The sequence below is a fragment of the Actinoplanes sp. CA-030573 genome (genome assembly GCF_050951115.1).
GTDB lineage: Bacteria > Actinomycetota > Actinomycetes > Mycobacteriales > Micromonosporaceae > Actinoplanes.
Window position 1 is genome coordinate 1 of sequence record NZ_CP192039.1, and the last position, 22,204, is coordinate 22,204.

Below are 22,204 nucleotides of genomic sequence, written 5' to 3' on the forward strand. Positions count from 1 at the left end.
ATGACCGCCATCGTCCGCACCGCCGAGCCCGCGAACGCCCGGCCCGATCTGCTCTACCGCCGCGTCACCGGCACGCCGGGCGAGGTGGAGACCACCCTCGGCATGGTCCGCGCCAGCGGCCACCTGGTCGCCGCGAGCGCCCCGGCCGCCGTCCACGGCGACCTGCACCGGGTAACGACCGTGGTCACCCTGCGCCGGGTCCCGCTGGCCGACGTCGTGCCGGCGCAACCCACCTTCGCCCGTCGCATGGTCAAGCCCGCGATCATCACCGGCAGCATCCTCGGTGCGCTCGGTGGGCTCGGCTACCTGCTCTACTCGCTCGTCAGCGCCACGGTCCGGGCGGCCTCGGCCGTCTCCCCGGTCGCGATCGGCTTCTTCGTGATCGTCGCTGGCGCCCTGGTCCTCTCGGCCCTCGCCCGGCGCAAGGCCACCGGGTGCTCCGGGCTCCACTGCGGAGGCTGCAAGGGCCATTGAGCGAATTCCGGCGCGCGCTGCGGTGTGTCGCCGTGACGGAGGCGTCTCGACCGAGAAAGGTAATCGGCGGAACCCCAGGAAATGGCGAAGGCCCGGTGCTACCAACACCAGGCCCTCCGCACCGGGGTTCCGCTGATCCATCTGCGAGAAGAAGGCGGTAACCCGGATGCCTGCCACCAGGCTAGCCGACGCTGTGCTGTCTGCGCACGTCTCCCCGCCCCTCGACACGCCCCTACGTGCGGAGCAAGTTAAAAGGGATCTAGCAGATACGGCGTCGGTCGCCGTGCTGTCGGTCGAGCTGAGGGGCGCCGAGCAAGCTAGGAATGAGGTCACCTTTGACCTCGGCGAGCTGTGGCGCCCGCGCTTCCCGACGCCCGAAAAACTGACGCATGTCGCTTCGTGCTTTGACGCCGTGGCGCCCTGGGCAGGCGAGGAAGGCCCCCGGCCCCGGATCATCCTGGCGGCCGGATCGCTGGCCGTGTCCTGGCCCGACCTGGCCCGGCGCGAGCGCACCCAGGAACGGGCCCTGATCGCCCGCCAGAAGACCGTCGACCAGGTGGCGGGCTACCTCGCCCGGGGCGAAGAGGAGCCGGAGCAGGACCCCTCCCGGGAGATCACCGAATGGTCGCGCAAGAGCCGCGCCAACATGGTCCGGGCCCTGTGCGAGCTCGACTACCGGCCGCTGCTGGCCGACCCCACCCGGCTGCCCGCGATGGTCACCCTGACCTACCCCGGCGAGTGGCTAGAGGTCGCCCCGGACGGCAAGACCGTCAAGCGCCACCTGCAGGCGCTGCGGAAGCGCTTCGTCAAGGCGTGGGGCCGAGACCTGCACGCGGTGTGGAAGCTCGAATTCCAGGGTCGGGGCGCCCCGCACTTCCACCTGCTCATGGTGCCCCCGCACGGGACGGCGCGGACCCCTGGCAAGCGCGCCCGGAAAGCGGCGTGGGTCGGCGCGGGGCTCCCCTTCCGGGCGTGGCTGAGCGCCGTCTGGGTCGACATCGTGGACCACCCCGACCCTGAGCAGCGGCGCCGCCACGGGCTCGCCGGTACCGGCGTCGACTTCGCGGAGGGCCTGCGGGCCAGCGACCCCAAGCGCGTCGCCGTGTACTTCACCAAGCACGGCGCCTTCCGCTCGAAGGAGTACCAGAACAGCGTGCCCGAGCCCTGGCAGGCCCCCGGCAAGGGCCCCGGGCGGTTCTGGGGCTACTGGGGTCTGCGGCGGCTCACCGTGGCGGTAGAGGTCACCCCCGACCAGGCGGCATGGGCCGCGCGGATCGTCCGGCGGTGGGCCCGCGCCCAGGGCACGACACGAGAGGTCACGGTCACCCGTACTCGAGGCGGCGCGATCCGCAGCGAACTGGCCCCGGTCGTCGGTTTGGCCGGCGCACAGACGGTGGAGGCCCGCAAGCCCTCCCGGCGCTCGGTCCGGCGCCGCGTCCGGCGGCTCGGCAACGGCCGCGGCTTCGTCAGCGTGAACGACGGTGCCTCCTTCGGTGGGCAGCTCGCCCGCGCCCTGGAAGCGGTCCACCCCACGGCGCTCCGGCTCGACGGCGAGCCCTGCGAGCCACCACCAGGATATGAAAACGATCAGTAGATCAGTACTTCAGTAGATCAGTAGATGCGGGTAGACTGGGGACATGACCGAATTGACCCACCGTCAGCTCGAAGCGATCTCGGACGCGGCGCTCCGCTTCGTCGACTCGCTCACCAGCGCTGACGCCCGTGACCTGCTGGAAGGCCGTAAGCACCTGGTCCTGGTAGACGTGCCCGGCGCCGAGCCCGCCCCGATCTACGAGCGTCCGTGCGGGTGCCGGACCGAGGAGGGCGTCTTCATGCCTTGCGCGGACCACCAGATCAGTGACCTCGGCCAGCCGTACGGCGAGGAGGCCGACAGATGATCGTGATCGTGGTCGCCAACCTCAAGGGCGGCGTGCTCAAGACCACCTCGACCGGCTTCCTCTGTCAGGCGTTCCACGAGAGCGGCCTCCGTGTGCTCGGGGTCGACGCTGACGGCGAGAACAAGAGCCTCCAGGCGTGGCAGGCCGACGCTGACCTCCCCTGGCCGGTCGTTGGCATGGCCGTCAGCAACATCCACAAGACGCTCCCCGGCGTTGCGGGTGACCTGTACGACGTGGCCGTGATCGACACCCCGCCCATGCAGGCCCAGCGCGGGACTGTCGTCAGCGCGCTCCGGCTGGCCACCCACGTCATGATCCCGATGGCGCCCACCCCGATCGAGTTCGACCGGCTGATCGAGGTCCGCAAGGTCCTCAACGACGCCACCGACCTGCGGCCGGACGGTATCCCGCCCGCCACGGCGATCATGCTCAACCGGACCACCCGCAAGGCCACGCCGCAGATCGTCTACCGGCAGCTCTGCGAAGAGGCCGGGTGGACCGTGCTCGACGCCATCGTGGGCACCGGACAGCTCTACACCCAAGCGTGGGGCAGCCCGATCCGCCGAGCCTCGAAGACCCCCTTCGGCGACGCGGCGAACGAGCTGCTCGACCTCGAACCCGAGAAGGTGACGGCATGACCGGCAAGACCCGCGCCGAGGAGCTCCGCGAGAAGGCCGCGCGGCTCCAGCGCCAGCAGGCAGCGGCGCACGACCAGACGGCGGCCGGCACCCACCCCGGGCACGACCAGGCGGCGGCCGAGCCCGTGCTGGCCAAACCGGTCCGGTCAACCCTGGACCTGCCCCCGGCGGTGCACCGCGACCTTCAGCGCTGGCTCGGGGAGTCCGCCGTCCGGCTCGGCAAGGCCCGGCTGACCAAGCAAGACGTGCTGGAAGCCCTGGTCAAGCGGCTGTTGGTCGACGAGACCCTGACCAAGCTCATCCTCGCTGACCTCAAGGAAGGTCAGTAGATCAGTACATCAGTAGATGCGGAGGGAACATGGCAAGTGCACAGTCACGGGGTGACCTGGAGATCGGCGTGTGGGCCCGGCACATCGACCACCCCGGTACGAGCGGGCGGGTCATCGACCTGACCGACACCAAGGTCCGGCTCGACTTCACCCTGACCGGCGGCGGCCGGGTCTGGTACCCGCAGCGGGACGTGATCGTCCCCGACCCCCTGACCGATGGTGAGCGCGAGCGCGCGGGCCTGCGTACCGGCAACCACGCGGGGTGGGCAGGCCAGCACCTGATCAACGCCACGGTGCGGGTCAAGGACCACCTGGTCGCGGAGAAGGGCCTTCCGGCGACGTACGGGACGGTCGTGGGCGAGACGGAGAGCAAGGCTCACGTGAGCTGGCCGGGCATCAGCGGCATGTCCTGGGTCGAGAAGCGGGACCTGTTGGTACTCGGCTGATCTTGCATCGGTGCACCATATGAAGCTGATCAGTACATCAGTACTTCAGTAGATCAGTACCTACTGATACACTGATTGCAGAGGGAAGGGGAGAAGATGACCGAGACGCAGGAACCGATCCGGACCTTCGACGAGGCGTACAGGGCTGGCGCCTACGGGCTGGCGCGCCGCTGGGCTGACGCGGCTGGCGAGGTCGATCGGACCGCCGACGGAGAGCTCGAACAGATCGCGATCATGTCCGCTCTCGCCCACTGGCTGACCAACTGGCGACCGATTCACATCCACCGTGCGGCCCTCGCCGGCGCCGACCTGGCCTCGATCACCTTCGCCATGGGCGGGCTTCAGGACACGATGCGGACCGCCTGGAAGGAGTGGGCCAAGGGACAGCGCGAGCTGTACGACCTGTACGACGAGCCCGGGAAGACCCGTCTCGGCATTCCCCCGGCGGAGTACGACCAGGTCGTTGCGGTGCTCTGGCCCACCGAAGGAGGTCAGTAGGTCAGTACTTCAGTAGCCACGTGTGGCGCTCAGCCGTGGGAGATCGGGAACGGGGCCGGTCTCGCGCGGTGACCGCCAGAACGGCGGCACGGGCGGCCTCCCCGCCTTGGACAGCAACAGGAGGCCACCCGTCACTCCCTCACAAGGAGCGACCCCATCATGGCACGGAGCACCTCCACCAACCCCGCCGGAAGCACTCAGACAGCCTCGGGCCGCGTCATCGCGGACGGCCGCCCGGTGCACGACTCCGCCCGTGGGCACCTGATGCCCGCCGGTCACGAGACTGCCTCGGCCCCCGACCACCTGGCCTCCCGTCACGGGCAGGCCGGACACCAGGGTCGGTGATGCGAGACCCGCGACCGGGCGAGGAGATGTACCTCGTCCCCAACCGCCCGGCCGCGCCGTCCGCAGCGTACGCACAACCCAAGGTCACGATCGTGCACTACATGGGCGCCCGCGCCGTGGTCCGGCTGCCCGACGGCCGCGAGATCGAGACCGACAGCCGCAACCTCGCCGACGAACGGCATGGCGACCGGGACCGCCCGAAGAACATCAAGATCCGGCCGAAGCTGCCGGACGGGTGCGAAGAGATCGCCCTCTGGTGATCAGTACATCAGTAGATCAGTACAACCGCAGACAGGCGGCCTCCGGTGATAACGACTCCCGGGGGCCGTTCTGCGTGCTCAGTGGCAGTGCGCGGCCAGCACGTACCCGCCACACCAGGCCGGAGCGTGCACGACGGACACCCGCCAGCCGTCATCCTCGCGGGTCTCGATCCGCCACTGGTATGCCTGGCTCCGGTACATCTGCAAGCGGCCGTTCTCGTCCGTCTGCGCCCAGCTCGCCGCAACGTCGGTAGTCACCTCGGCCCGGTGATCGTGGATCGGTCCGACGGTCAAGGTGCCGAAGTCCAGCTTTGCCGGCGGAGGGTCGGTGCCGGTCATCTCGGCCCGGTACGCCTTCCACTGCTCGAGGAGCTCGCCCTGGTGCTCGTCATCCAGCAGCGCCAGCAGGCCCTCCTCCTGGCCGTACCCGAGCGCCATCAGGTACGAGTTCGCCGCCGCGTCCGGCGACACCTCCCCACGCCCGGCCTCGATCGTCGTCCGCAGGAACCACACGACCGGCACGCCGAGCACTCCCCCACCGCAGCAGCACAGCAGCAGCGGCGCCAGCACGAACGTCACGTAGCGGCGCCGGACTGTCCACCCGGACAGCCGGGTGAGCCTTCGGGCTTCCCACGCGTCGTAGCGCTCGCTCAGCCGCGCGGCACGGTCGCGCCAGCCTGATCCCCTCCCCGTGATCACCTCGCCACGGTACGCCCGTGCGTCGATCAGCCATCCCGGATATCAGTAGATCAGTACATCAGTAGAGATCGGGGACGGCAGCACTCGCGAAGGTGGTACGGCCGCGCCACGGCACCCAGGTCCCATAACGGTGAGCCTTTGACCTAAACCCCAGGTCGGCAGCCACCCGGACCCGGGACGCTCGGCCTCGCCCCACCGCCAGACCCCACCCCCTCATCGGTGCCAGATCTTGACGTCAACCGCGACGGCATACCCAGACCCGGCAGGGGGTTGAACGCGCGCGACGTCACACCTGGAGCGTCCCCCTGGTTGATGTGTTGACCTTCAAGGCCACCCCTCGGAGCGGTCCCGCGCCCTGCGGGCGCGGGACGGTGGGGCCCCTCTGGGGTGCCGTCCCGCTGCATGCCCGCGATCTTGGGAGCGGGACCGCCAACCGCAACCCCCACGCTGGGCTTGTTATATGCGCCAAAACTGGCCCTACATCAACAACAAGGGAGCCCCTGCCCGGAAAAGACCAGGTCAGGGGCTCCCTTGCGTGCGCCGAGGTGGATCAGGCTCGCGTCTCGGCCGTGATCCACTCTAGGAAGGGCGGCCACCCGCCGGTGATCGGCAGCACGACCAGCTCGGGCACCTCGTAGCTGTGCCGCGCCGGAAGCCAGGCCACCAGGTCGGGGACCTTGTCGGCCGCAGTCTTGATCGAGAGTTGCCACTCGGGCTCGTCGTGAACGTCGCCTCTCCAGCGGTAGACGGCTCTGACCTGCGCGGACACCTGCACCGACGCGGCTAGCCGAGCGTCGACCAGGGCGTGAGCGAGGCTGAGGGCTTCGCTCTCGGTCGGTGCGGTGCTCAGGACCAGGACGTGCTCAGTGGGCATTGGCGTCTTCCTCGGGGAGCTTCCCCGGGTGGCCCTGCCCAGTGATCACCCGGTAGTACATGCCGTTGCCCTGGCGGATGGCGCGTGACTCGTTGTCGAGGGCTCGCGCTGCCTGCTCAAGGGCCGCATTCCAGCCAGGCTGAGGCTCGTCGGGGAGCTTGAGTCCGATCACGAGCTGGCTCGCTTGCTGCCAGATCGCGGCTTCGCCGTCGGGGTCGTAGCGGTCGCTCATGTCGAGACCTTCCGTGATCGAGGGGTAGAACATCGTGCCGGCGGGACGCTGGTAGAGGGCGCCGGACCCTCGTGTGTAGGGGTGGCCGTTGTCGTCGATGGTCCGGACCAGGGTGTTCATGCGGGTGAAGCCGCGGGCTTCGTAGTAGCGCTGAAGGGGTCGGTTCCGGCGGTGGCAGTCGAGCCGCAGCCAGTCATGACCGGCGGCGAGAGCCCGCGAGCTGGCCCAATCGAGGATGCGGGTTCCGAGGTCCCGCCCGGCCCAGCTCCGCAGCACCGCCATGCGGAAGATGTAGAGCGCAGCGTGAGGGCCGTCGGGCCACCCGTCGGCATAGTCGGGATCGGCTCTGGTGGAGACGCTGAACGTGGCGACGGGTTCTCCGGCGACGTGAACGAGCCAGCTTTCGCCAGCCTCGACGTACCTGCCGATCCGAGCGGAGCGCCAGTCGTCTACGCCACCGAACCGGGCAGGCCACTGCTCGATGCCCTGATCTTGGAGCCAGCGCGCCGCGTCGTCCAAGATCTGTAGGACGGTCGGGAGGTCGTCAGCCTTGGCCTGCTCGAATGTGAGGAGCACTTTAAGCCTCCGGGATCTTGTCGGCAGCGGGGCGCTGGCTCGGTACATCGAGCGTGTAGCGCAGCCTCTGGCGGTCGCCAGCGAACACCGAGATCAGTACCCGGACGCGGCGGCCGGACGCATCGACGCCTACGCGTGCGTGCTGTCCGACCGGCGTGCCGGGCTGCACGGCGAGGAGATCGGCCTCTTCAGGCGTGGGCATGCGGGCCTGGATGTCGTCTTCGTAGCGAACCTGGCGGAAGCCGAGGGCCCGGTAGATGCCGCCGGGGTAGACGACGCTCGACTCCTCCATGAGCGGCGCCACGCCGTCGATCTCTAGGCGGGCGATGTCGACAGGAGTCCACGTGTCAGCGATCATGGCGAGCTGCTCGGGTACCTCCGGCTTCGAGATGTAGCGGAGGCGGCGCCGTCGGATGAGCCTGGTCCCCGGCTTGCACCCGAGGTAGAGCGCTACCTGGTCGGGCGCGGCAAGCTCGGCCACGCCAGCGACCACCTGGCGGGTGTTCCAGCCTTCGGAGTGAGCGTCGGCCTCCCACTGGTCAACGAAGTTCACGGGGTCATCGACGTAGGCCCCTAGCTCGAACTTCGTCAGGTTCCAGGAGATCAGCTCCCGGCGCCGGACGTGCCGGCCGAGACTACCGGCGCCGCCGGTGATCAGCCCGTCCTGCTCAAGCCGCGTGATCGCGGTCCGGATCGTGGCGCGCGAAAAGCCGTACCGGGCCGCAAGGTCCAGTTCGGTCGGCACGCGGTCACCCGGGCAGAGTTTCTCCTGGTCAATCTCCCTCCGGAGGTCGTCATAGACGATCTCCCAGCGGGGTCGGCTCCCGGCCATCCTCACCTCCTCCAAAACTTTGTTCGTACAGATCGTACATACCCCTTGCGGTCCGCGTCACTCTGTACGTACAGTACTGACAGACCGGTCATTGATGTTGACCGAAGGAGCAAGGGCCGGAGTGCCCGGGAGGAGATCCCAGATGTTCACCCTGTTCAAGATCAACCAGGTGGCCACGTTCCAGGGCATCGCCTTCCTGTCCTGCGACCCCAAGCGCGCGTTCGGGTCCGACCGGCAGGAGATGACCAAGGGCCCGAACCCCCTGCCGAAGTTCGAGGTTCAGGTGGTCGCGATGACCCGGGACCAGTTCGGCCGCCCGCAGAACGAGGTGCTCCGGGTGGGCATCGCTTCGGCCACGGACCCGGCGAAGGGCCTCATGCCGTACACGCCCGTCGACCTGGTCAACTTCGAGATCGGCGTGATGGAGAAGACCAAGAAGAACCCCGAGACGGGAGAGGAGAAGGTGATCGGGGTTCAGGTCTGGTACCGGGCGGAGGCGGTCCGTGCTCTCGCCGCTGCGCCCGCCGGAAAAGCAGCCTAGAAAGGGGCTGAGAAATGGCAACAGCGACGGCCACGCCATTGCGACCGGCGCGAGGCTCGAACTTCACGAGTAAGAGCGAGCGCAAGCGCATCCGTAAGGGCATGATCCGCGCGTACGTGTCCAACAAGGTCGCCGACGCCAGGGTGGGGGCGGCCAACCGCGCCGACTTCTACCGGCGCTTGCGGCAGATGAAACAGCGTCGCATCGACATCGCCCGCGCCATGGCGGTGCTGGCCGGAATGGTCGAGGCGGCTTCCAGCAAGGCCGGTACCCTCCCGGCGCTGATCGACAACATCAACGCCAAGACCCCCGCGCAGAAGAAGACCGTCAACGAGCTGTACGCCTCCGTTGACGAGACCGTGTCGGCAGGCCACGCGGCTGCCAAGTCCACCTCGGCCGCCTCGGACGAGATGGGCGCGTTCGCCAAGCGCCGGATCTACTACTCCGAATCGAGGCCCTGACCATGGCGACGCTGATCCGCAACGTGAGCCGGGACCTGGGTCACCGGCTGGAGGAGATCGACGCTCAGGTGGACAAGGTCCAGCGCCTGATCGAGGGCGCTTCCCGCGATGACGTGGAGCTGGCCGGAGGGCTCGCCACCACGGAACCGCTGACCACCGTCCAGAAAAAGCTCGTCGCTTTCGAGGCGGGCATCGAGTCCCTCGCGCGGGACCTTCGCGCGGCCGTCGCCACCCTCGGCGACGCGGTCTAAGCACCAATTCGCAATTCCCGGGAATAGCAGGGGCCGTCCGGAACGGCAATTCTGCGGCGGCCCCCTGCTGCCCTAAATCCTGGCTCGAATGCCACACGCGAAAGGAGGCGAACCGACGTGTTCACCATTCTTGACTTCCTGTTCGGACTGATCGGGAAGGCACTCGTGTGGCTCGCCAAAATGCTGACCAAGCTCCTCTGGCGCTTCCTCGTGATCGCCGTGTGCCACCCCCGCACCACGGCTGCGATCGCCATCACCACGGCGATCGTGACGCACGTCGGGTGGGAGGTGCTCGCCACGGCGGCCGTCGTCGTGATCACTGCCGCGTCGACCTGGCGCGCCGCGCACCCGGCCTCCTACAACGCCTCGGCGGGCATGCTGCTGCGCACCTGGTGGCGCCGCTGGTGGGCGTACCGGCGGGTCTGGGTCAAGGTGTGCACCCGGTGCGCCCTGGCGATCGAGGAGAACGACAAGGTTCTCCTGCCCAAGCTGGTCAAGGTCGCGACCACCCCGTACTGGGACCGGCTGACCGTACGCGGCCAGATCGGGCAGGAGCTGCGCGACTTCCGCGACGTGTCGGAGCGCCTGCGCACCGCCTTCGGGGCCAAGCGGGCGGCCGTCCGTGAGCTGCGTCCCCGGGTCTACCGGCTCGACTTCATGCGCCGTGACCCACTGGTGGAGACGGTGCCGGCCACCCCGATCCCGAAGACCGTCGAAGAGATCGACTTCCGGCGGGTGCCGGTCGGCCGCGACGAGTTCGGCGACCCCTACACGGTGAGCCTCCTCGGCGGGCACACCTCGCTGGCGGGCTCCACGGGCGCCGGTAAGGCCGGACTCCAGTGGAATGTCTGGCGCTACCTGGCCCCCGCGATCGTCGCCGGATGGGTCCGCCCGGTCGGCATCGACCCCAAGGGCAAGGAGCTGCGGCAGATGCTGCCGGTCTTCGCCAAGGGCGACTACGCCGGGGCCGACCCTGACGACGTGGTGGAGCTGCTGACCCGGCTCGTGGCCGAGATGAACGAGACCAACGAGCGCGAGGGCGCCGCCGGAGAGCGGGACTTCAAGCCCGGCCCCGGACGGCCCCTGACCCTGATCGACATCGACGAGTTGGCGCCGCTGCTGCGGTACTGGTCGCGCTCGATCCGGGCCAAGATCGAAGACCTGTTGGGGCTGCTGCTCACCCAGGGTCGCGCGGCCGGATTCATCGTGATCGGCAACATCCAGGAGCCCACCAAGGACACCTTCACGATCCGGGACCTGTTCACGCGGCGGCTCGCGCTGCGGCTGCCGACCGAGAGCCACACCGACGCGGCCCTGATCGAAGACGCGGTGGAGTACGGCGCGGCCTGCCACCAGATCTCCGAGACCACCCCGGGCGTGCTCTTCAGCCTGCAAGACGGCGCCAGCACCACCATCCGCGCCCGGCTCGGCTTCGTGGAAGACCACCACATCGCCGAGTTCGTGACCTACGTCCAGTCGCACCGCAACGTGATCGACCTCGACACCCGGCGCGCTGGCGCCGAGGGAAAGGCGGCATGACATGCGCCTCCTCCTGGCCCTGGCCGTCGCCCTGGTCGCGCTCCTCGCGGCTGGCTGGTGGGGACTGCCGCTGCTGGCCAGCCACGCCCCCGCCCTGATCGGGCTCCTCGGTGTCGGCCTGCTGGTCGTCGCCCGCCTCTGGCCCTCCAAGCCCAAGTGCGAGGGCCACCACTGCTCCGGCTGCCGGAACCACTGAAGGGAGAACCACGATGACCGCCATCGTCCGCACCGCCGAGCCCGCGAACGCCCGGCCCGATCTGCTCTACCGCCGCGTCACCGGCACGCCGGGCGAGGTGGAGACCACCCTCGGCATGGTCCGCGCCAGCGGCCACCTGGTCGCCGCGAGCGCCCCGGCCGCCGTCCACGGCGACCTGCACCGGGTAACGACCGTGGTCACCCTGCGCCGGGTCCCGCTGGCCGACGTCGTGCCGGCGCAACCCACCTTCGCCCGTCGCATGGTCAAGCCCGCGATCATCACCGGCAGCATCCTCGGTGCGCTCGGTGGGCTCGGCTACCTGCTCTACTCGCTCGTCAGCGCCACGGTCCGGGCGGCCTCGGCCGTCTCCCCGGTCGCGATCGGCTTCTTCGTGATCGTCGCTGGCGCCCTGGTCCTCTCGGCCCTCGCCCGGCGCAAGGCCACCGGGTGCTCCGGGCTCCACTGCGGAGGCTGCAAGGGCCATTGAGCGAATTCCGGCGCGCGCTGCGGTGTGTCGCCGTGACGGAGGCGTCTCGACCGAGAAAGGTAATCGGCGGAACCCCAGGAAATGGCGAAGGCCCGGTGCTACCAACACCAGGCCCTCCGCACCGGGGTTCCGCTGATCCATCTGCGAGAAGAAGGCGGTAACCCGGATGCCTGCCACCAGGCTAGCCGACGCTGTGCTGTCTGCGCACGTCTCCCCGCCCCTCGACACGCCCCTACGTGCGGAGCAAGTTAAAAGGGATCTAGCAGATACGGCGTCGGTCGCCGTGCTGTCGGTCGAGCTGAGGGGCGCCGAGCAAGCTAGGAATGAGGTCACCTTTGACCTCGGCGAGCTGTGGCGCCCGCGCTTCCCGACGCCCGAAAAACTGACGCATGTCGCTTCGTGCTTTGACGCCGTGGCGCCCTGGGCAGGCGAGGAAGGCCCCCGGCCCCGGATCATCCTGGCGGCCGGATCGCTGGCCGTGTCCTGGCCCGACCTGGCCCGGCGCGAGCGCACCCAGGAACGGGCCCTGATCGCCCGCCAGAAGACCGTCGACCAGGTGGCGGGCTACCTCGCCCGGGGCGAAGAGGAGCCGGAGCAGGACCCCTCCCGGGAGATCACCGAATGGTCGCGCAAGAGCCGCGCCAACATGGTCCGGGCCCTGTGCGAGCTCGACTACCGGCCGCTGCTGGCCGACCCCACCCGGCTGCCCGCGATGGTCACCCTGACCTACCCCGGCGAGTGGCTAGAGGTCGCCCCGGACGGCAAGACCGTCAAGCGCCACCTGCAGGCGCTGCGGAAGCGCTTCGTCAAGGCGTGGGGCCGAGACCTGCACGCGGTGTGGAAGCTCGAATTCCAGGGTCGGGGCGCCCCGCACTTCCACCTGCTCATGGTGCCCCCGCACGGGACGGCGCGGACCCCTGGCAAGCGCGCCCGGAAAGCGGCGTGGGTCGGCGCGGGGCTCCCCTTCCGGGCGTGGCTGAGCGCCGTCTGGGTCGACATCGTGGACCACCCCGACCCTGAGCAGCGGCGCCGCCACGGGCTCGCCGGTACCGGCGTCGACTTCGCGGAGGGCCTGCGGGCCAGCGACCCCAAGCGCGTCGCCGTGTACTTCACCAAGCACGGCGCCTTCCGCTCGAAGGAGTACCAGAACAGCGTGCCCGAGCCCTGGCAGGCCCCCGGCAAGGGCCCCGGGCGGTTCTGGGGCTACTGGGGTCTGCGGCGGCTCACCGTGGCGGTAGAGGTCACCCCCGACCAGGCGGCATGGGCCGCGCGGATCGTCCGGCGGTGGGCCCGCGCCCAGGGCACGACACGAGAGGTCACGGTCACCCGTACTCGAGGCGGCGCGATCCGCAGCGAACTGGCCCCGGTCGTCGGTTTGGCCGGCGCACAGACGGTGGAGGCCCGCAAGCCCTCCCGGCGCTCGGTCCGGCGCCGCGTCCGGCGGCTCGGCAACGGCCGCGGCTTCGTCAGCGTGAACGACGGTGCCTCCTTCGGTGGGCAGCTCGCCCGCGCCCTGGAAGCGGTCCACCCCACGGCGCTCCGGCTCGACGGCGAGCCCTGCGAGCCACCACCAGGATATGAAAACGATCAGTAGATCAGTACTTCAGTAGATCAGTAGATGCGGGTAGACTGGGGACATGACCGAATTGACCCACCGTCAGCTCGAAGCGATCTCGGACGCGGCGCTCCGCTTCGTCGACTCGCTCACCAGCGCTGACGCCCGTGACCTGCTGGAAGGCCGTAAGCACCTGGTCCTGGTAGACGTGCCCGGCGCCGAGCCCGCCCCGATCTACGAGCGTCCGTGCGGGTGCCGGACCGAGGAGGGCGTCTTCATGCCTTGCGCGGACCACCAGATCAGTGACCTCGGCCAGCCGTACGGCGAGGAGGCCGACAGATGATCGTGATCGTGGTCGCCAACCTCAAGGGCGGCGTGCTCAAGACCACCTCGACCGGCTTCCTCTGTCAGGCGTTCCACGAGAGCGGCCTCCGTGTGCTCGGGGTCGACGCTGACGGCGAGAACAAGAGCCTCCAGGCGTGGCAGGCCGACGCTGACCTCCCCTGGCCGGTCGTTGGCATGGCCGTCAGCAACATCCACAAGACGCTCCCCGGCGTTGCGGGTGACCTGTACGACGTGGCCGTGATCGACACCCCGCCCATGCAGGCCCAGCGCGGGACTGTCGTCAGCGCGCTCCGGCTGGCCACCCACGTCATGATCCCGATGGCGCCCACCCCGATCGAGTTCGACCGGCTGATCGAGGTCCGCAAGGTCCTCAACGACGCCACCGACCTGCGGCCGGACGGTATCCCGCCCGCCACGGCGATCATGCTCAACCGGACCACCCGCAAGGCCACGCCGCAGATCGTCTACCGGCAGCTCTGCGAAGAGGCCGGGTGGACCGTGCTCGACGCCATCGTGGGCACCGGACAGCTCTACACCCAAGCGTGGGGCAGCCCGATCCGCCGAGCCTCGAAGACCCCCTTCGGCGACGCGGCGAACGAGCTGCTCGACCTCGAACCCGAGAAGGTGACGGCATGACCGGCAAGACCCGCGCCGAGGAGCTCCGCGAGAAGGCCGCGCGGCTCCAGCGCCAGCAGGCAGCGGCGCACGACCAGACGGCGGCCGGCACCCACCCCGGGCACGACCAGGCGGCGGCCGAGCCCGTGCTGGCCAAACCGGTCCGGTCAACCCTGGACCTGCCCCCGGCGGTGCACCGCGACCTTCAGCGCTGGCTCGGGGAGTCCGCCGTCCGGCTCGGCAAGGCCCGGCTGACCAAGCAAGACGTGCTGGAAGCCCTGGTCAAGCGGCTGTTGGTCGACGAGACCCTGACCAAGCTCATCCTCGCTGACCTCAAGGAAGGTCAGTAGATCAGTACATCAGTAGATGCGGAGGGAACATGGCAAGTGCACAGTCACGGGGTGACCTGGAGATCGGCGTGTGGGCCCGGCACATCGACCACCCCGGTACGAGCGGGCGGGTCATCGACCTGACCGACACCAAGGTCCGGCTCGACTTCACCCTGACCGGCGGCGGCCGGGTCTGGTACCCGCAGCGGGACGTGATCGTCCCCGACCCCCTGACCGATGGTGAGCGCGAGCGCGCGGGCCTGCGTACCGGCAACCACGCGGGGTGGGCAGGCCAGCACCTGATCAACGCCACGGTGCGGGTCAAGGACCACCTGGTCGCGGAGAAGGGCCTTCCGGCGACGTACGGGACGGTCGTGGGCGAGACGGAGAGCAAGGCTCACGTGAGCTGGCCGGGCATCAGCGGCATGTCCTGGGTCGAGAAGCGGGACCTGTTGGTACTCGGCTGATCTTGCATCGGTGCACCATATGAAGCTGATCAGTACATCAGTACTTCAGTAGATCAGTACCTACTGATACACTGATTGCAGAGGGAAGGGGAGAAGATGACCGAGACGCAGGAACCGATCCGGACCTTCGACGAGGCGTACAGGGCTGGCGCCTACGGGCTGGCGCGCCGCTGGGCTGACGCGGCTGGCGAGGTCGATCGGACCGCCGACGGAGAGCTCGAACAGATCGCGATCATGTCCGCTCTCGCCCACTGGCTGACCAACTGGCGACCGATTCACATCCACCGTGCGGCCCTCGCCGGCGCCGACCTGGCCTCGATCACCTTCGCCATGGGCGGGCTTCAGGACACGATGCGGACCGCCTGGAAGGAGTGGGCCAAGGGACAGCGCGAGCTGTACGACCTGTACGACGAGCCCGGGAAGACCCGTCTCGGCATTCCCCCGGCGGAGTACGACCAGGTCGTTGCGGTGCTCTGGCCCACCGAAGGAGGTCAGTAGGTCAGTACTTCAGTAGCCACGTGTGGCGCTCAGCCGTGGGAGATCGGGAACGGGGCCGGTCTCGCGCGGTGACCGCCAGAACGGCGGCACGGGCGGCCTCCCCGCCTTGGACAGCAACAGGAGGCCACCCGTCACTCCCTCACAAGGAGCGACCCCATCATGGCACGGAGCACCTCCACCAACCCCGCCGGAAGCACTCAGACAGCCTCGGGCCGCGTCATCGCGGACGGCCGCCCGGTGCACGACTCCGCCCGTGGGCACCTGATGCCCGCCGGTCACGAGACTGCCTCGGCCCCCGACCACCTGGCCTCCCGTCACGGGCAGGCCGGACACCAGGGTCGGTGATGCGAGACCCGCGACCGGGCGAGGAGATGTACCTCGTCCCCAACCGCCCGGCCGCGCCGTCCGCAGCGTACGCACAACCCAAGGTCACGATCGTGCACTACATGGGCGCCCGCGCCGTGGTCCGGCTGCCCGACGGCCGCGAGATCGAGACCGACAGCCGCAACCTCGCCGACGAACGGCATGGCGACCGGGACCGCCCGAAGAACATCAAGATCCGGCCGAAGCTGCCGGACGGGTGCGAAGAGATCGCCCTCTGGTGATCAGTACATCAGTAGATCAGTACAACCGCAGACAGGCGGCCTCCGGTGATAACGACTCCCGGGGGCCGTTCTGCGTGCTCAGTGGCAGTGCGCGGCCAGCACGTACCCGCCACACCAGGCCGGAGCGTGCACGACGGACACCCGCCAGCCGTCATCCTCGCGGGTCTCGATCCGCCACTGGTATGCCTGGCTCCGGTACATCTGCAAGCGGCCGTTCTCGTCCGTCTGCGCCCAGCTCGCCGCAACGTCGGTAGTCACCTCGGCCCGGTGATCGTGGATCGGTCCGACGGTCAAGGTGCCGAAGTCCAGCTTTGCCGGCGGAGGGTCGGTGCCGGTCATCTCGGCCCGGTACGCCTTCCACTGCTCGAGGAGCTCGCCCTGGTGCTCGTCATCCAGCAGCGCCAGCAGGCCCTCCTCCTGGCCGTACCCGAGCGCCATCAGGTACGAGTTCGCCGCCGCGTCCGGCGACACCTCCCCACGCCCGGCCTCGATCGTCGTCCGCAGGAACCACACGACCGGCACGCCGAGCACTCCCCCACCGCAGCAGCACAGCAGCAGCGGCGCCAGCACGAACGTCACGTAGCGGCGCCGGACTGTCCACCCGGACAGCCGGGTGAGCCTTCGGGCTTCCCACGCGTCGTAGCGCTCGCTCAGCCGCGCGGCACGGTCGCGCCAGCCTGATCCCCTCCCCGTGATCACCTCGCCACGGTACGCCCGTGCGTCGATCAGCCATCCCGGATATCAGTAGATCAGTACATCAGTAGAGATCGGGGACGGCAGCACTCGCGAAGGTGGTACGGCCGCGCCACGGCACCCAGGTCCCATAACGGTGAGCCTTTGACCTAAACCCCAGGTCGGCAGCCACCCGGACCCGGGACGCTCGGCCTCGCCCCACCGCCAGACCCCACCCCCTCATCGGTGCCAGATCTTGACGTCAACCGCGACGGCATACCCAGACCCGGCAGGGGGTTGAACGCGCGCGACGTCACACCTGGAGCGTCCCCCTGGTTGATGTGTTGACCTTCAAGGCCACCCCTCGGAGCGGTCCCGCGCCCTGCGGGCGCGGGACGGTGGGGCCCCTCTGGGGTGCCGTCCCGCTGCATGCCCGCGATCTTGGGAGCGGGACCGCCAACCGCAACCCCCACGCTGGGCTTGTTATATGCGCCAAAACTGGCCCTACATCAACAACAAGGGAGCCCCTGCCCGGAAAAGACCAGGTCAGGGGCTCCCTTGCGTGCGCCGAGGTGGATCAGGCTCGCGTCTCGGCCGTGATCCACTCTAGGAAGGGCGGCCACCCGCCGGTGATCGGCAGCACGACCAGCTCGGGCACCTCGTAGCTGTGCCGCGCCGGAAGCCAGGCCACCAGGTCGGGGACCTTGTCGGCCGCAGTCTTGATCGAGAGTTGCCACTCGGGCTCGTCGTGAACGTCGCCTCTCCAGCGGTAGACGGCTCTGACCTGCGCGGACACCTGCACCGACGCGGCTAGCCGAGCGTCGACCAGGGCGTGAGCGAGGCTGAGGGCTTCGCTCTCGGTCGGTGCGGTGCTCAGGACCAGGACGTGCTCAGTGGGCATTGGCGTCTTCCTCGGGGAGCTTCCCCGGGTGGCCCTGCCCAGTGATCACCCGGTAGTACATGCCGTTGCCCTGGCGGATGGCGCGTGACTCGTTGTCGAGGGCTCGCGCTGCCTGCTCAAGGGCCGCATTCCAGCCAGGCTGAGGCTCGTCGGGGAGCTTGAGTCCGATCACGAGCTGGCTCGCTTGCTGCCAGATCGCGGCTTCGCCGTCGGGGTCGTAGCGGTCGCTCATGTCGAGACCTTCCGTGATCGAGGGGTAGAACATCGTGCCGGCGGGACGCTGGTAGAGGGCGCCGGACCCTCGTGTGTAGGGGTGGCCGTTGTCGTCGATGGTCCGGACCAGGGTGTTCATGCGGGTGAAGCCGCGGGCTTCGTAGTAGCGCTGAAGGGGTCGGTTCCGGCGGTGGCAGTCGAGCCGCAGCCAGTCATGACCGGCGGCGAGAGCCCGCGAGCTGGCCCAATCGAGGATGCGGGTTCCGAGGTCCCGCCCGGCCCAGCTCCGCAGCACCGCCATGCGGAAGATGTAGAGCGCAGCGTGAGGGCCGTCGGGCCACCCGTCGGCATAGTCGGGATCGGCTCTGGTGGAGACGCTGAACGTGGCGACGGGTTCTCCGGCGACGTGAACGAGCCAGCTTTCGCCAGCCTCGACGTACCTGCCGATCCGAGCGGAGCGCCAGTCGTCTACGCCACCGAACCGGGCAGGCCACTGCTCGATGCCCTGATCTTGGAGCCAGCGCGCCGCGTCGTCCAAGATCTGTAGGACGGTCGGGAGGTCGTCAGCCTTGGCCTGCTCGAATGTGAGGAGCACTTTAAGCCTCCGGGATCTTGTCGGCAGCGGGGCGCTGGCTCGGTACATCGAGCGTGTAGCGCAGCCTCTGGCGGTCGCCAGCGAACACCGAGATCAGTACCCGGACGCGGCGGCCGGACGCATCGACGCCTACGCGTGCGTGCTGTCCGACCGGCGTGCCGGGCTGCACGGCGAGGAGATCGGCCTCTTCAGGCGTGGGCATGCGGGCCTGGATGTCGTCTTCGTAGCGAACCTGGCGGAAGCCGAGGGCCCGGTAGATGCCGCCGGGGTAGACGACGCTCGACTCCTCCATGAGCGGCGCCACGCCGTCGATCTCTAGGCGGGCGATGTCGACAGGAGTCCACGTGTCAGCGATCATGGCGAGCTGCTCGGGTACCTCCGGCTTCGAGATGTAGCGGAGGCGGCGCCGTCGGATGAGCCTGGTCCCCGGCTTGCACCCGAGGTAGAGCGCTACCTGGTCGGGCGCGGCAAGCTCGGCCACGCCAGCGACCACCTGGCGGGTGTTCCAGCCTTCGGAGTGAGCGTCGGCCTCCCACTGGTCAACGAAGTTCACGGGGTCATCGACGTAGGCCCCTAGCTCGAACTTCGTCAGGTTCCAGGAGATCAGCTCCCGGCGCCGGACGTGCCGGCCGAGACTACCGGCGCCGCCGGTGATCAGCCCGTCCTGCTCAAGCCGCGTGATCGCGGTCCGGATCGTGGCGCGCGAAAAGCCGTACCGGGCCGCAAGGTCCAGTTCGGTCGGCACGCGGTCACCCGGGCAGAGTTTCTCCTGGTCAATCTCCCTCCGGAGGTCGTCATAGACGATCTCCCAGCGGGGTCGGCTCCCGGCCATCCTCACCTCCTCCAAAACTTTGTTCGTACAGATCGTACATACCCCTTGCGGTCCGCGTCACTCTGTACGTACAGTACTGACAGACCGGTCATTGATGTTGACCGAAGGAGCAAGGGCCGGAGTGCCCGGGAGGAGATCCCAGATGTTCACCCTGTTCAAGATCAACCAGGTGGCCACGTTCCAGGGCATCGCCTTCCTGTCCTGCGACCCCAAGCGCGCGTTCGGGTCCGACCGGCAGGAGATGACCAAGGGCCCGAACCCCCTGCCGAAGTTCGAGGTTCAGGTGGTCGCGATGACCCGGGACCAGTTCGGCCGCCCGCAGAACGAGGTGCTCCGGGTGGGCATCGCTTCGGCCACGGACCCGGCGAAGGGCCTCATGCCGTACACGCCCGTCGACCTGGTCAACTTCGAGATCGGCGTGATGGAGAAGACCAAGAAGAACCCCGAGACGGGAGAGGAGAAGGTGATCGGGGTTCAGGTCTGGTACCGGGCGGAGGCGGTCCGTGCTCTCGCCGCTGCGCCCGCCGGAAAAGCAGCCTAGAAAGGGGCTGAGAAATGGCAACAGCGACGGCCACGCCATTGCGACCGGCGCGAGGCTCGAACTTCACGAGTAAGAGCGAGCGCAAGCGCATCCGTAAGGGCATGATCCGCGCGTACGTGTCCAACAAGGTCGCCGACGCCAGGGTGGGGGCGGCCAACCGCGCCGACTTCTACCGGCGCTTGCGGCAGATGAAACAGCGTCGCATCGACATCGCCCGCGCCATGGCGGTGCTGGCCGGAATGGTCGAGGCGGCTTCCAGCAAGGCCGGTACCCTCCCGGCGCTGATCGACAACATCAACGCCAAGACCCCCGCGCAGAAGAAGACCGTCAACGAGCTGTACGCCTCCGTTGACGAGACCGTGTCGGCAGGCCACGCGGCTGCCAAGTCCACCTCGGCCGCCTCGGACGAGATGGGCGCGTTCGCCAAGCGCCGGATCTACTACTCCGAATCGAGGCCCTGACCATGGCGACGCTGATCCGCAACGTGAGCCGGGACCTGGGTCACCGGCTGGAGGAGATCGACGCTCAGGTGGACAAGGTCCAGCGCCTGATCGAGGGCGCTTCCCGCGATGACGTGGAGCTGGCCGGAGGGCTCGCCACCACGGAACCGCTGACCACCGTCCAGAAAAAGCTCGTCGCTTTCGAGGCGGGCATCGAGTCCCTCGCGCGGGACCTTCGCGCGGCCGTCGCCACCCTCGGCGACGCGGTCTAAGCACCAATTCGCAATTCCCGGGAATAGCAGGGGCCGTCCGGAACGGCAATTCTGCGGCGGCCCCCTGCTGCCCTAAATCCTGGCTCGAATGCCACACGCGAAAGGAGGCGAACCGACGTGTTCACCATTCTTGACTTCCTGTTCGGACTGATCGGGAAGGCACTCGTGTGGCTCGCCAAAATGCTGACCAAGCTCCTCTGGCGCTTCCTCGTGATCGCCGTGTGCCACCCCCGCACCACGGCTGCGATCGCCATCACCACGGCGATCGTGACGCACGTCGGGTGGGAGGTGCTCGCCACGGCGGCCGTCGTCGTGATCACTGCCGCGTCGACCTGGCGCGCCGCGCACCCGGCCTCCTACAACGCCTCGGCGGGCATGCTGCTGCGCACCTGGTGGCGCCGCTGGTGGGCGTACCGGCGGGTCTGGGTCAAGGTGTGCACCCGGTGCGCCCTGGCGATCGAGGAGAACGACAAGGTTCTCCTGCCCAAGCTGGTCAAGGTCGCGACCACCCCGTACTGGGACCGGCTGACCGTACGCGGCCAGATCGGGCAGGAGCTGCGCGACTTCCGCGACGTGTCGGAGCGCCTGCGCACCGCCTTCGGGGCCAAGCGGGCGGCCGTCCGTGAGCTGCGTCCCCGGGTCTACCGGCTCGACTTCATGCGCCGTGACCCACTGGTGGAGACGGTGCCGGCCACCCCGATCCCGAAGACCGTCGAAGAGATCGACTTCCGGCGGGTGCCGGTCGGCCGCGACGAGTTCGGCGACCCCTACACGGTGAGCCTCCTCGGCGGGCACACCTCGCTGGCGGGCTCCACGGGCGCCGGTAAGGCCGGACTCCAGTGGAATGTCTGGCGCTACCTGGCCCCCGCGATCGTCGCCGGATGGGTCCGCCCGGTCGGCATCGACCCCAAGGGCAAGGAGCTGCGGCAGATGCTGCCGGTCTTCGCCAAGGGCGACTACGCCGGGGCCGACCCTGACGACGTGGTGGAGCTGCTGACCCGGCTCGTGGCCGAGATGAACGAGACCAACGAGCGCGAGGGCGCCGCCGGAGAGCGGGACTTCAAGCCCGGCCCCGGACGGCCCCTGACCCTGATCGACATCGACGAGTTGGCGCCGCTGCTGCGGTACTGGTCGCGCTCGATCCGGGCCAAGATCGAAGACCTGTTGGGGCTGCTGCTCACCCAGGGTCGCGCGGCCGGATTCATCGTGATCGGCAACATCCAGGAGCCCACCAAGGACACCTTCACGATCCGGGACCTGTTCACGCGGCGGCTCGCGCTGCGGCTGCCGACCGAGAGCCACACCGACGCGGCCCTGATCGAAGACGCGGTGGAGTACGGCGCGGCCTGCCACCAGATCTCCGAGACCACCCCGGGCGTGCTCTTCAGCCTGCAAGACGGCGCCAGCACCACCATCCGCGCCCGGCTCGGCTTCGTGGAAGACCACCACATCGCCGAGTTCGTGACCTACGTCCAGTCGCACCGCAACGTGATCGACCTCGACACCCGGCGCGCTGGCGCCGAGGGAAAGGCGGCATGACATGCGCCTCCTCCTGGCCCTGGCCGTCGCCCTGGTCGCGCTCCTCGCGGCTGGCTGGTGGGGACTGCCGCTGCTGGCCAGCCACGCCCCCGCCCTGATCGGGCTCCTCGGTGTCGGCCTGCTGGTCGTCGCCCGCCTCTGGCCCTCCAAGCCCAAGTGCGAGGGCCACCACTGCTCCGGCTGCCGGAACCACTGAAGGGAGAACCACG

Annotated in this window: 34 protein-coding genes; 26 read left to right on the forward strand and 8 right to left on the reverse strand. The window is 68.9% G+C overall.

Features of this window, described 5'->3' with window-relative positions; genetic code table 11:
- The 8 genes from ACQP2F_RS46420 (at position 1) to ACQP2F_RS46455 (ending at position 4,888) form a co-directional block, all read left to right on the forward strand.
- The gene (locus ACQP2F_RS46420; RefSeq protein ID WP_433308047.1) at positions 1 to 474 is read left to right on the forward strand and encodes a hypothetical protein; all 474 of its coding nucleotides are present in this window, start codon (positions 1 to 3) and stop codon (positions 472 to 474) included.
- A 412-nt stretch (positions 475 to 886) separates the two neighbouring features.
- A complete protein-coding gene (locus tag ACQP2F_RS46425; protein WP_433308049.1) occupies positions 887 to 2,068 on the forward strand; it encodes a rolling circle replication-associated protein in 1,182 nt (393 codons plus the stop codon).
- Between the two features lie 43 nt (positions 2,069 to 2,111).
- Positions 2,112 to 2,372, forward strand: a complete 261-nt coding sequence (locus ACQP2F_RS46430) for a hypothetical protein (RefSeq protein WP_433308052.1) — start codon at positions 2,112 to 2,114, stop codon at positions 2,370 to 2,372.
- Positions 2,369 to 3,010 carry an AAA family ATPase gene (locus tag ACQP2F_RS46435; RefSeq protein ID WP_433308055.1) on the forward strand — a complete coding sequence of 214 codons (642 nt, stop codon included), beginning with the start codon at positions 2,369 to 2,371 and terminating at the stop codon, positions 3,008 to 3,010. Before ACQP2F_RS46430 ends, ACQP2F_RS46435 begins: the two co-directional genes overlap by 4 nt.
- On the forward strand, positions 3,007 to 3,339 hold the full coding sequence (locus ACQP2F_RS46440; RefSeq protein WP_433308058.1) for a hypothetical protein: 333 nt from the start codon (positions 3,007 to 3,009) through the stop codon (positions 3,337 to 3,339). The genes ACQP2F_RS46435 and ACQP2F_RS46440 overlap by 4 nt, the downstream gene beginning before the upstream one ends.
- 29 nt (positions 3,340 to 3,368) lie before the next feature.
- Complete coding sequence (locus ACQP2F_RS46445) at positions 3,369 to 3,785, forward strand: hypothetical protein (RefSeq protein WP_433308060.1); 417 nt, start codon at positions 3,369 to 3,371, stop codon at positions 3,783 to 3,785.
- Between the two features lie 96 nt (positions 3,786 to 3,881).
- The gene (locus ACQP2F_RS46450; RefSeq protein WP_433308063.1) at positions 3,882 to 4,283 is read left to right on the forward strand and encodes a hypothetical protein; all 402 of its coding nucleotides are present in this window, start codon (positions 3,882 to 3,884) and stop codon (positions 4,281 to 4,283) included.
- A gap of 344 nt (positions 4,284 to 4,627) precedes the next feature.
- Positions 4,628 to 4,888, forward strand: coding sequence for a hypothetical protein (locus ACQP2F_RS46455; RefSeq protein ID WP_433308066.1), 261 nt, complete (start codon positions 4,628 to 4,630; stop codon positions 4,886 to 4,888).
- 78 nt (positions 4,889 to 4,966) lie between these two features.
- On the opposite strand, the gene ACQP2F_RS46460 is transcribed toward ACQP2F_RS46455, so the two are convergent.
- The 4 genes from ACQP2F_RS46460 to ACQP2F_RS46475 all read right to left on the reverse strand — a co-directional run bounded on the left by ACQP2F_RS46460 (position 4,967) and on the right by ACQP2F_RS46475 (position 8,101).
- On the reverse strand, positions 4,967 to 5,587 hold the full coding sequence (locus tag ACQP2F_RS46460) for a hypothetical protein (protein WP_433308069.1): 621 nt from the start codon (positions 5,585 to 5,587) through the stop codon (positions 4,967 to 4,969).
- A 550-nt stretch (positions 5,588 to 6,137) separates the two neighbouring features.
- Positions 6,138 to 6,461 (reverse strand): divalent-cation tolerance protein CutA, encoded by a 324-nt coding sequence (gene cutA / locus ACQP2F_RS46465; RefSeq protein ID WP_433308072.1) that lies wholly within the window; start codon positions 6,459 to 6,461, stop codon positions 6,138 to 6,140.
- Entirely contained in the window at positions 6,451 to 7,269 is an 819-nt protein-coding gene (locus tag ACQP2F_RS46470) for a GNAT family N-acetyltransferase (protein ID WP_433308075.1), read from the reverse strand. Before ACQP2F_RS46470 ends, cutA (ACQP2F_RS46465) begins: the two co-directional genes overlap by 11 nt.
- 1 nt (position 7,270) lies before the next feature.
- The gene (locus ACQP2F_RS46475; RefSeq protein WP_433308078.1) at positions 7,271 to 8,101 is read right to left on the reverse strand and encodes a GntR family transcriptional regulator; all 831 of its coding nucleotides are present in this window, start codon (positions 8,099 to 8,101) and stop codon (positions 7,271 to 7,273) included.
- Positions 8,102 to 8,243: 142 nt separating this feature from the next.
- Here ACQP2F_RS46475 and ACQP2F_RS46480 point away from each other — a divergent pair, with 142 nt between their 5' ends.
- The 13 genes from ACQP2F_RS46480 (at position 8,244) to ACQP2F_RS46540 (ending at position 15,990) form a co-directional block, all read left to right on the forward strand.
- A complete protein-coding gene (locus ACQP2F_RS46480) occupies positions 8,244 to 8,642 on the forward strand; it encodes a hypothetical protein (RefSeq protein WP_433308081.1) in 399 nt (132 codons plus the stop codon).
- A gap of 14 nt (positions 8,643 to 8,656) precedes the next feature.
- Complete coding sequence (locus tag ACQP2F_RS46485) at positions 8,657 to 9,103, forward strand: hypothetical protein (RefSeq protein ID WP_433308084.1); 447 nt, start codon at positions 8,657 to 8,659, stop codon at positions 9,101 to 9,103.
- Positions 9,104 to 9,105: 2 nt separating this feature from the next.
- A complete protein-coding gene (locus ACQP2F_RS46490; RefSeq protein WP_433308087.1) occupies positions 9,106 to 9,354 on the forward strand; it encodes a hypothetical protein in 249 nt (82 codons plus the stop codon).
- Between the two features lie 117 nt (positions 9,355 to 9,471).
- Complete coding sequence (locus ACQP2F_RS46495) at positions 9,472 to 10,893, forward strand: hypothetical protein (protein ID WP_433308090.1); 1,422 nt, start codon at positions 9,472 to 9,474, stop codon at positions 10,891 to 10,893.
- Between the two features lies 1 nt (position 10,894).
- Complete coding sequence (locus ACQP2F_RS46500; protein ID WP_433308093.1) at positions 10,895 to 11,089, forward strand: hypothetical protein; 195 nt, start codon at positions 10,895 to 10,897, stop codon at positions 11,087 to 11,089.
- Positions 11,090 to 11,102: 13 nt separating this feature from the next.
- Positions 11,103 to 11,576 (forward strand): hypothetical protein, encoded by a 474-nt coding sequence (locus ACQP2F_RS46505; protein ID WP_433308047.1) that lies wholly within the window; start codon positions 11,103 to 11,105, stop codon positions 11,574 to 11,576.
- 412 nt (positions 11,577 to 11,988) lie between these two features.
- On the forward strand, positions 11,989 to 13,170 hold the full coding sequence (locus ACQP2F_RS46510) for a rolling circle replication-associated protein (RefSeq protein ID WP_433308049.1): 1,182 nt from the start codon (positions 11,989 to 11,991) through the stop codon (positions 13,168 to 13,170).
- 43 nt (positions 13,171 to 13,213) lie between these two features.
- Positions 13,214 to 13,474 carry a hypothetical protein gene (locus tag ACQP2F_RS46515; protein ID WP_433308052.1) on the forward strand — a complete coding sequence of 87 codons (261 nt, stop codon included), beginning with the start codon at positions 13,214 to 13,216 and terminating at the stop codon, positions 13,472 to 13,474.
- Positions 13,471 to 14,112: an AAA family ATPase gene (locus ACQP2F_RS46520; RefSeq protein WP_433308055.1), complete on the forward strand. Its 642-nt coding sequence runs from the start codon at positions 13,471 to 13,473 to the stop codon at positions 14,110 to 14,112. Before ACQP2F_RS46515 ends, ACQP2F_RS46520 begins: the two co-directional genes overlap by 4 nt.
- On the forward strand, positions 14,109 to 14,441 hold the full coding sequence (locus tag ACQP2F_RS46525; protein ID WP_433308058.1) for a hypothetical protein: 333 nt from the start codon (positions 14,109 to 14,111) through the stop codon (positions 14,439 to 14,441). The genes ACQP2F_RS46520 and ACQP2F_RS46525 overlap by 4 nt, the downstream gene beginning before the upstream one ends.
- Positions 14,442 to 14,470: 29 nt before the next feature.
- Positions 14,471 to 14,887, forward strand: coding sequence for a hypothetical protein (locus ACQP2F_RS46530; RefSeq protein ID WP_433308060.1), 417 nt, complete (start codon positions 14,471 to 14,473; stop codon positions 14,885 to 14,887).
- Positions 14,888 to 14,983: 96 nt separating this feature from the next.
- Entirely contained in the window at positions 14,984 to 15,385 is a 402-nt protein-coding gene (locus tag ACQP2F_RS46535; protein WP_433308063.1) for a hypothetical protein, read from the forward strand.
- Positions 15,386 to 15,729: 344 nt separating this feature from the next.
- The gene (locus tag ACQP2F_RS46540) at positions 15,730 to 15,990 is read left to right on the forward strand and encodes a hypothetical protein (protein ID WP_433308066.1); all 261 of its coding nucleotides are present in this window, start codon (positions 15,730 to 15,732) and stop codon (positions 15,988 to 15,990) included.
- Positions 15,991 to 16,068: 78 nt separating this feature from the next.
- Here the strand turns inward: ACQP2F_RS46540 and ACQP2F_RS46545 are convergent, their stop codons facing one another.
- The 4 genes from ACQP2F_RS46545 to ACQP2F_RS46560 all read right to left on the reverse strand — a co-directional run bounded on the left by ACQP2F_RS46545 (position 16,069) and on the right by ACQP2F_RS46560 (position 19,203).
- Entirely contained in the window at positions 16,069 to 16,689 is a 621-nt protein-coding gene (locus ACQP2F_RS46545) for a hypothetical protein (RefSeq protein ID WP_433308069.1), read from the reverse strand.
- A 550-nt stretch (positions 16,690 to 17,239) separates the two neighbouring features.
- Positions 17,240 to 17,563: a divalent-cation tolerance protein CutA gene (gene cutA, locus ACQP2F_RS46550; protein WP_433308072.1), complete on the reverse strand. Its 324-nt coding sequence runs from the start codon at positions 17,561 to 17,563 to the stop codon at positions 17,240 to 17,242.
- Complete coding sequence (locus tag ACQP2F_RS46555) at positions 17,553 to 18,371, reverse strand: GNAT family N-acetyltransferase (RefSeq protein WP_433308075.1); 819 nt, start codon at positions 18,369 to 18,371, stop codon at positions 17,553 to 17,555. Before ACQP2F_RS46555 ends, cutA (ACQP2F_RS46550) begins: the two co-directional genes overlap by 11 nt.
- A gap of 1 nt (position 18,372) precedes the next feature.
- Positions 18,373 to 19,203 carry a GntR family transcriptional regulator gene (locus ACQP2F_RS46560; RefSeq protein ID WP_433308078.1) on the reverse strand — a complete coding sequence of 277 codons (831 nt, stop codon included), beginning with the start codon at positions 19,201 to 19,203 and terminating at the stop codon, positions 18,373 to 18,375.
- 142 nt (positions 19,204 to 19,345) lie between these two features.
- Here ACQP2F_RS46560 and ACQP2F_RS46565 point away from each other — a divergent pair, with 142 nt between their 5' ends.
- The 5 genes from ACQP2F_RS46565 to ACQP2F_RS46585 all read left to right on the forward strand — a co-directional run bounded on the left by ACQP2F_RS46565 (position 19,346) and on the right by ACQP2F_RS46585 (position 22,191).
- Complete coding sequence (locus ACQP2F_RS46565; protein WP_433308081.1) at positions 19,346 to 19,744, forward strand: hypothetical protein; 399 nt, start codon at positions 19,346 to 19,348, stop codon at positions 19,742 to 19,744.
- 14 nt (positions 19,745 to 19,758) lie between these two features.
- Complete coding sequence (locus ACQP2F_RS46570) at positions 19,759 to 20,205, forward strand: hypothetical protein (protein WP_433308084.1); 447 nt, start codon at positions 19,759 to 19,761, stop codon at positions 20,203 to 20,205.
- Between the two features lie 2 nt (positions 20,206 to 20,207).
- A complete protein-coding gene (locus tag ACQP2F_RS46575; protein ID WP_433308087.1) occupies positions 20,208 to 20,456 on the forward strand; it encodes a hypothetical protein in 249 nt (82 codons plus the stop codon).
- A 117-nt stretch (positions 20,457 to 20,573) separates the two neighbouring features.
- Complete coding sequence (locus ACQP2F_RS46580) at positions 20,574 to 21,995, forward strand: hypothetical protein (protein WP_433308090.1); 1,422 nt, start codon at positions 20,574 to 20,576, stop codon at positions 21,993 to 21,995.
- A 1-nt stretch (position 21,996) separates the two neighbouring features.
- A complete protein-coding gene (locus ACQP2F_RS46585) occupies positions 21,997 to 22,191 on the forward strand; it encodes a hypothetical protein (protein WP_433308093.1) in 195 nt (64 codons plus the stop codon).
- The last annotated feature ends 13 nt before the right edge of the window (positions 22,192 to 22,204 follow it).

Coding starts and splice junctions, on each gene's coding strand:
- ACQP2F_RS46450 (WP_433308063.1), top strand. CDS start 3,882: ATGACCGAGACGCAGGAACCGATCCGGACCTTCGACGAGGCGTACAGG.
- ACQP2F_RS46560 (WP_433308078.1), bottom strand. CDS start 19,203: ATGGCCGGGAGCCGACCCCGCTGGGAGATCGTCTATGACGACCTCCGG.
- ACQP2F_RS46435 (WP_433308055.1), top strand. CDS start 2,369: ATGATCGTGATCGTGGTCGCCAACCTCAAGGGCGGCGTGCTCAAGACC.
- ACQP2F_RS46485 (WP_433308084.1), top strand. CDS start 8,657: ATGGCAACAGCGACGGCCACGCCATTGCGACCGGCGCGAGGCTCGAAC.
- ACQP2F_RS46575 (WP_433308087.1), top strand. CDS start 20,208: ATGGCGACGCTGATCCGCAACGTGAGCCGGGACCTGGGTCACCGGCTG.
- ACQP2F_RS46420 (WP_433308047.1), top strand. CDS start 1: ATGACCGCCATCGTCCGCACCGCCGAGCCCGCGAACGCCCGGCCCGAT.
- ACQP2F_RS46520 (WP_433308055.1), top strand. CDS start 13,471: ATGATCGTGATCGTGGTCGCCAACCTCAAGGGCGGCGTGCTCAAGACC.
- ACQP2F_RS46530 (WP_433308060.1), top strand. CDS start 14,471: ATGGCAAGTGCACAGTCACGGGGTGACCTGGAGATCGGCGTGTGGGCC.
- ACQP2F_RS46515 (WP_433308052.1), top strand. CDS start 13,214: ATGACCGAATTGACCCACCGTCAGCTCGAAGCGATCTCGGACGCGGCG.
- ACQP2F_RS46455 (WP_433308066.1), top strand. CDS start 4,628: ATGCGAGACCCGCGACCGGGCGAGGAGATGTACCTCGTCCCCAACCGC.
- ACQP2F_RS46500 (WP_433308093.1), top strand. CDS start 10,895: ATGCGCCTCCTCCTGGCCCTGGCCGTCGCCCTGGTCGCGCTCCTCGCG.
- ACQP2F_RS46585 (WP_433308093.1), top strand. CDS start 21,997: ATGCGCCTCCTCCTGGCCCTGGCCGTCGCCCTGGTCGCGCTCCTCGCG.
- ACQP2F_RS46565 (WP_433308081.1), top strand. CDS start 19,346: ATGTTCACCCTGTTCAAGATCAACCAGGTGGCCACGTTCCAGGGCATC.
- cutA (WP_433308072.1), bottom strand. CDS start 17,563: ATGCCCACTGAGCACGTCCTGGTCCTGAGCACCGCACCGACCGAGAGC.
- cutA (WP_433308072.1), bottom strand. CDS start 6,461: ATGCCCACTGAGCACGTCCTGGTCCTGAGCACCGCACCGACCGAGAGC.
- ACQP2F_RS46480 (WP_433308081.1), top strand. CDS start 8,244: ATGTTCACCCTGTTCAAGATCAACCAGGTGGCCACGTTCCAGGGCATC.
- ACQP2F_RS46525 (WP_433308058.1), top strand. CDS start 14,109: ATGACCGGCAAGACCCGCGCCGAGGAGCTCCGCGAGAAGGCCGCGCGG.
- ACQP2F_RS46540 (WP_433308066.1), top strand. CDS start 15,730: ATGCGAGACCCGCGACCGGGCGAGGAGATGTACCTCGTCCCCAACCGC.
- ACQP2F_RS46490 (WP_433308087.1), top strand. CDS start 9,106: ATGGCGACGCTGATCCGCAACGTGAGCCGGGACCTGGGTCACCGGCTG.
- ACQP2F_RS46535 (WP_433308063.1), top strand. CDS start 14,984: ATGACCGAGACGCAGGAACCGATCCGGACCTTCGACGAGGCGTACAGG.
- ACQP2F_RS46445 (WP_433308060.1), top strand. CDS start 3,369: ATGGCAAGTGCACAGTCACGGGGTGACCTGGAGATCGGCGTGTGGGCC.
- ACQP2F_RS46440 (WP_433308058.1), top strand. CDS start 3,007: ATGACCGGCAAGACCCGCGCCGAGGAGCTCCGCGAGAAGGCCGCGCGG.
- ACQP2F_RS46430 (WP_433308052.1), top strand. CDS start 2,112: ATGACCGAATTGACCCACCGTCAGCTCGAAGCGATCTCGGACGCGGCG.
- ACQP2F_RS46505 (WP_433308047.1), top strand. CDS start 11,103: ATGACCGCCATCGTCCGCACCGCCGAGCCCGCGAACGCCCGGCCCGAT.
- ACQP2F_RS46570 (WP_433308084.1), top strand. CDS start 19,759: ATGGCAACAGCGACGGCCACGCCATTGCGACCGGCGCGAGGCTCGAAC.
- ACQP2F_RS46475 (WP_433308078.1), bottom strand. CDS start 8,101: ATGGCCGGGAGCCGACCCCGCTGGGAGATCGTCTATGACGACCTCCGG.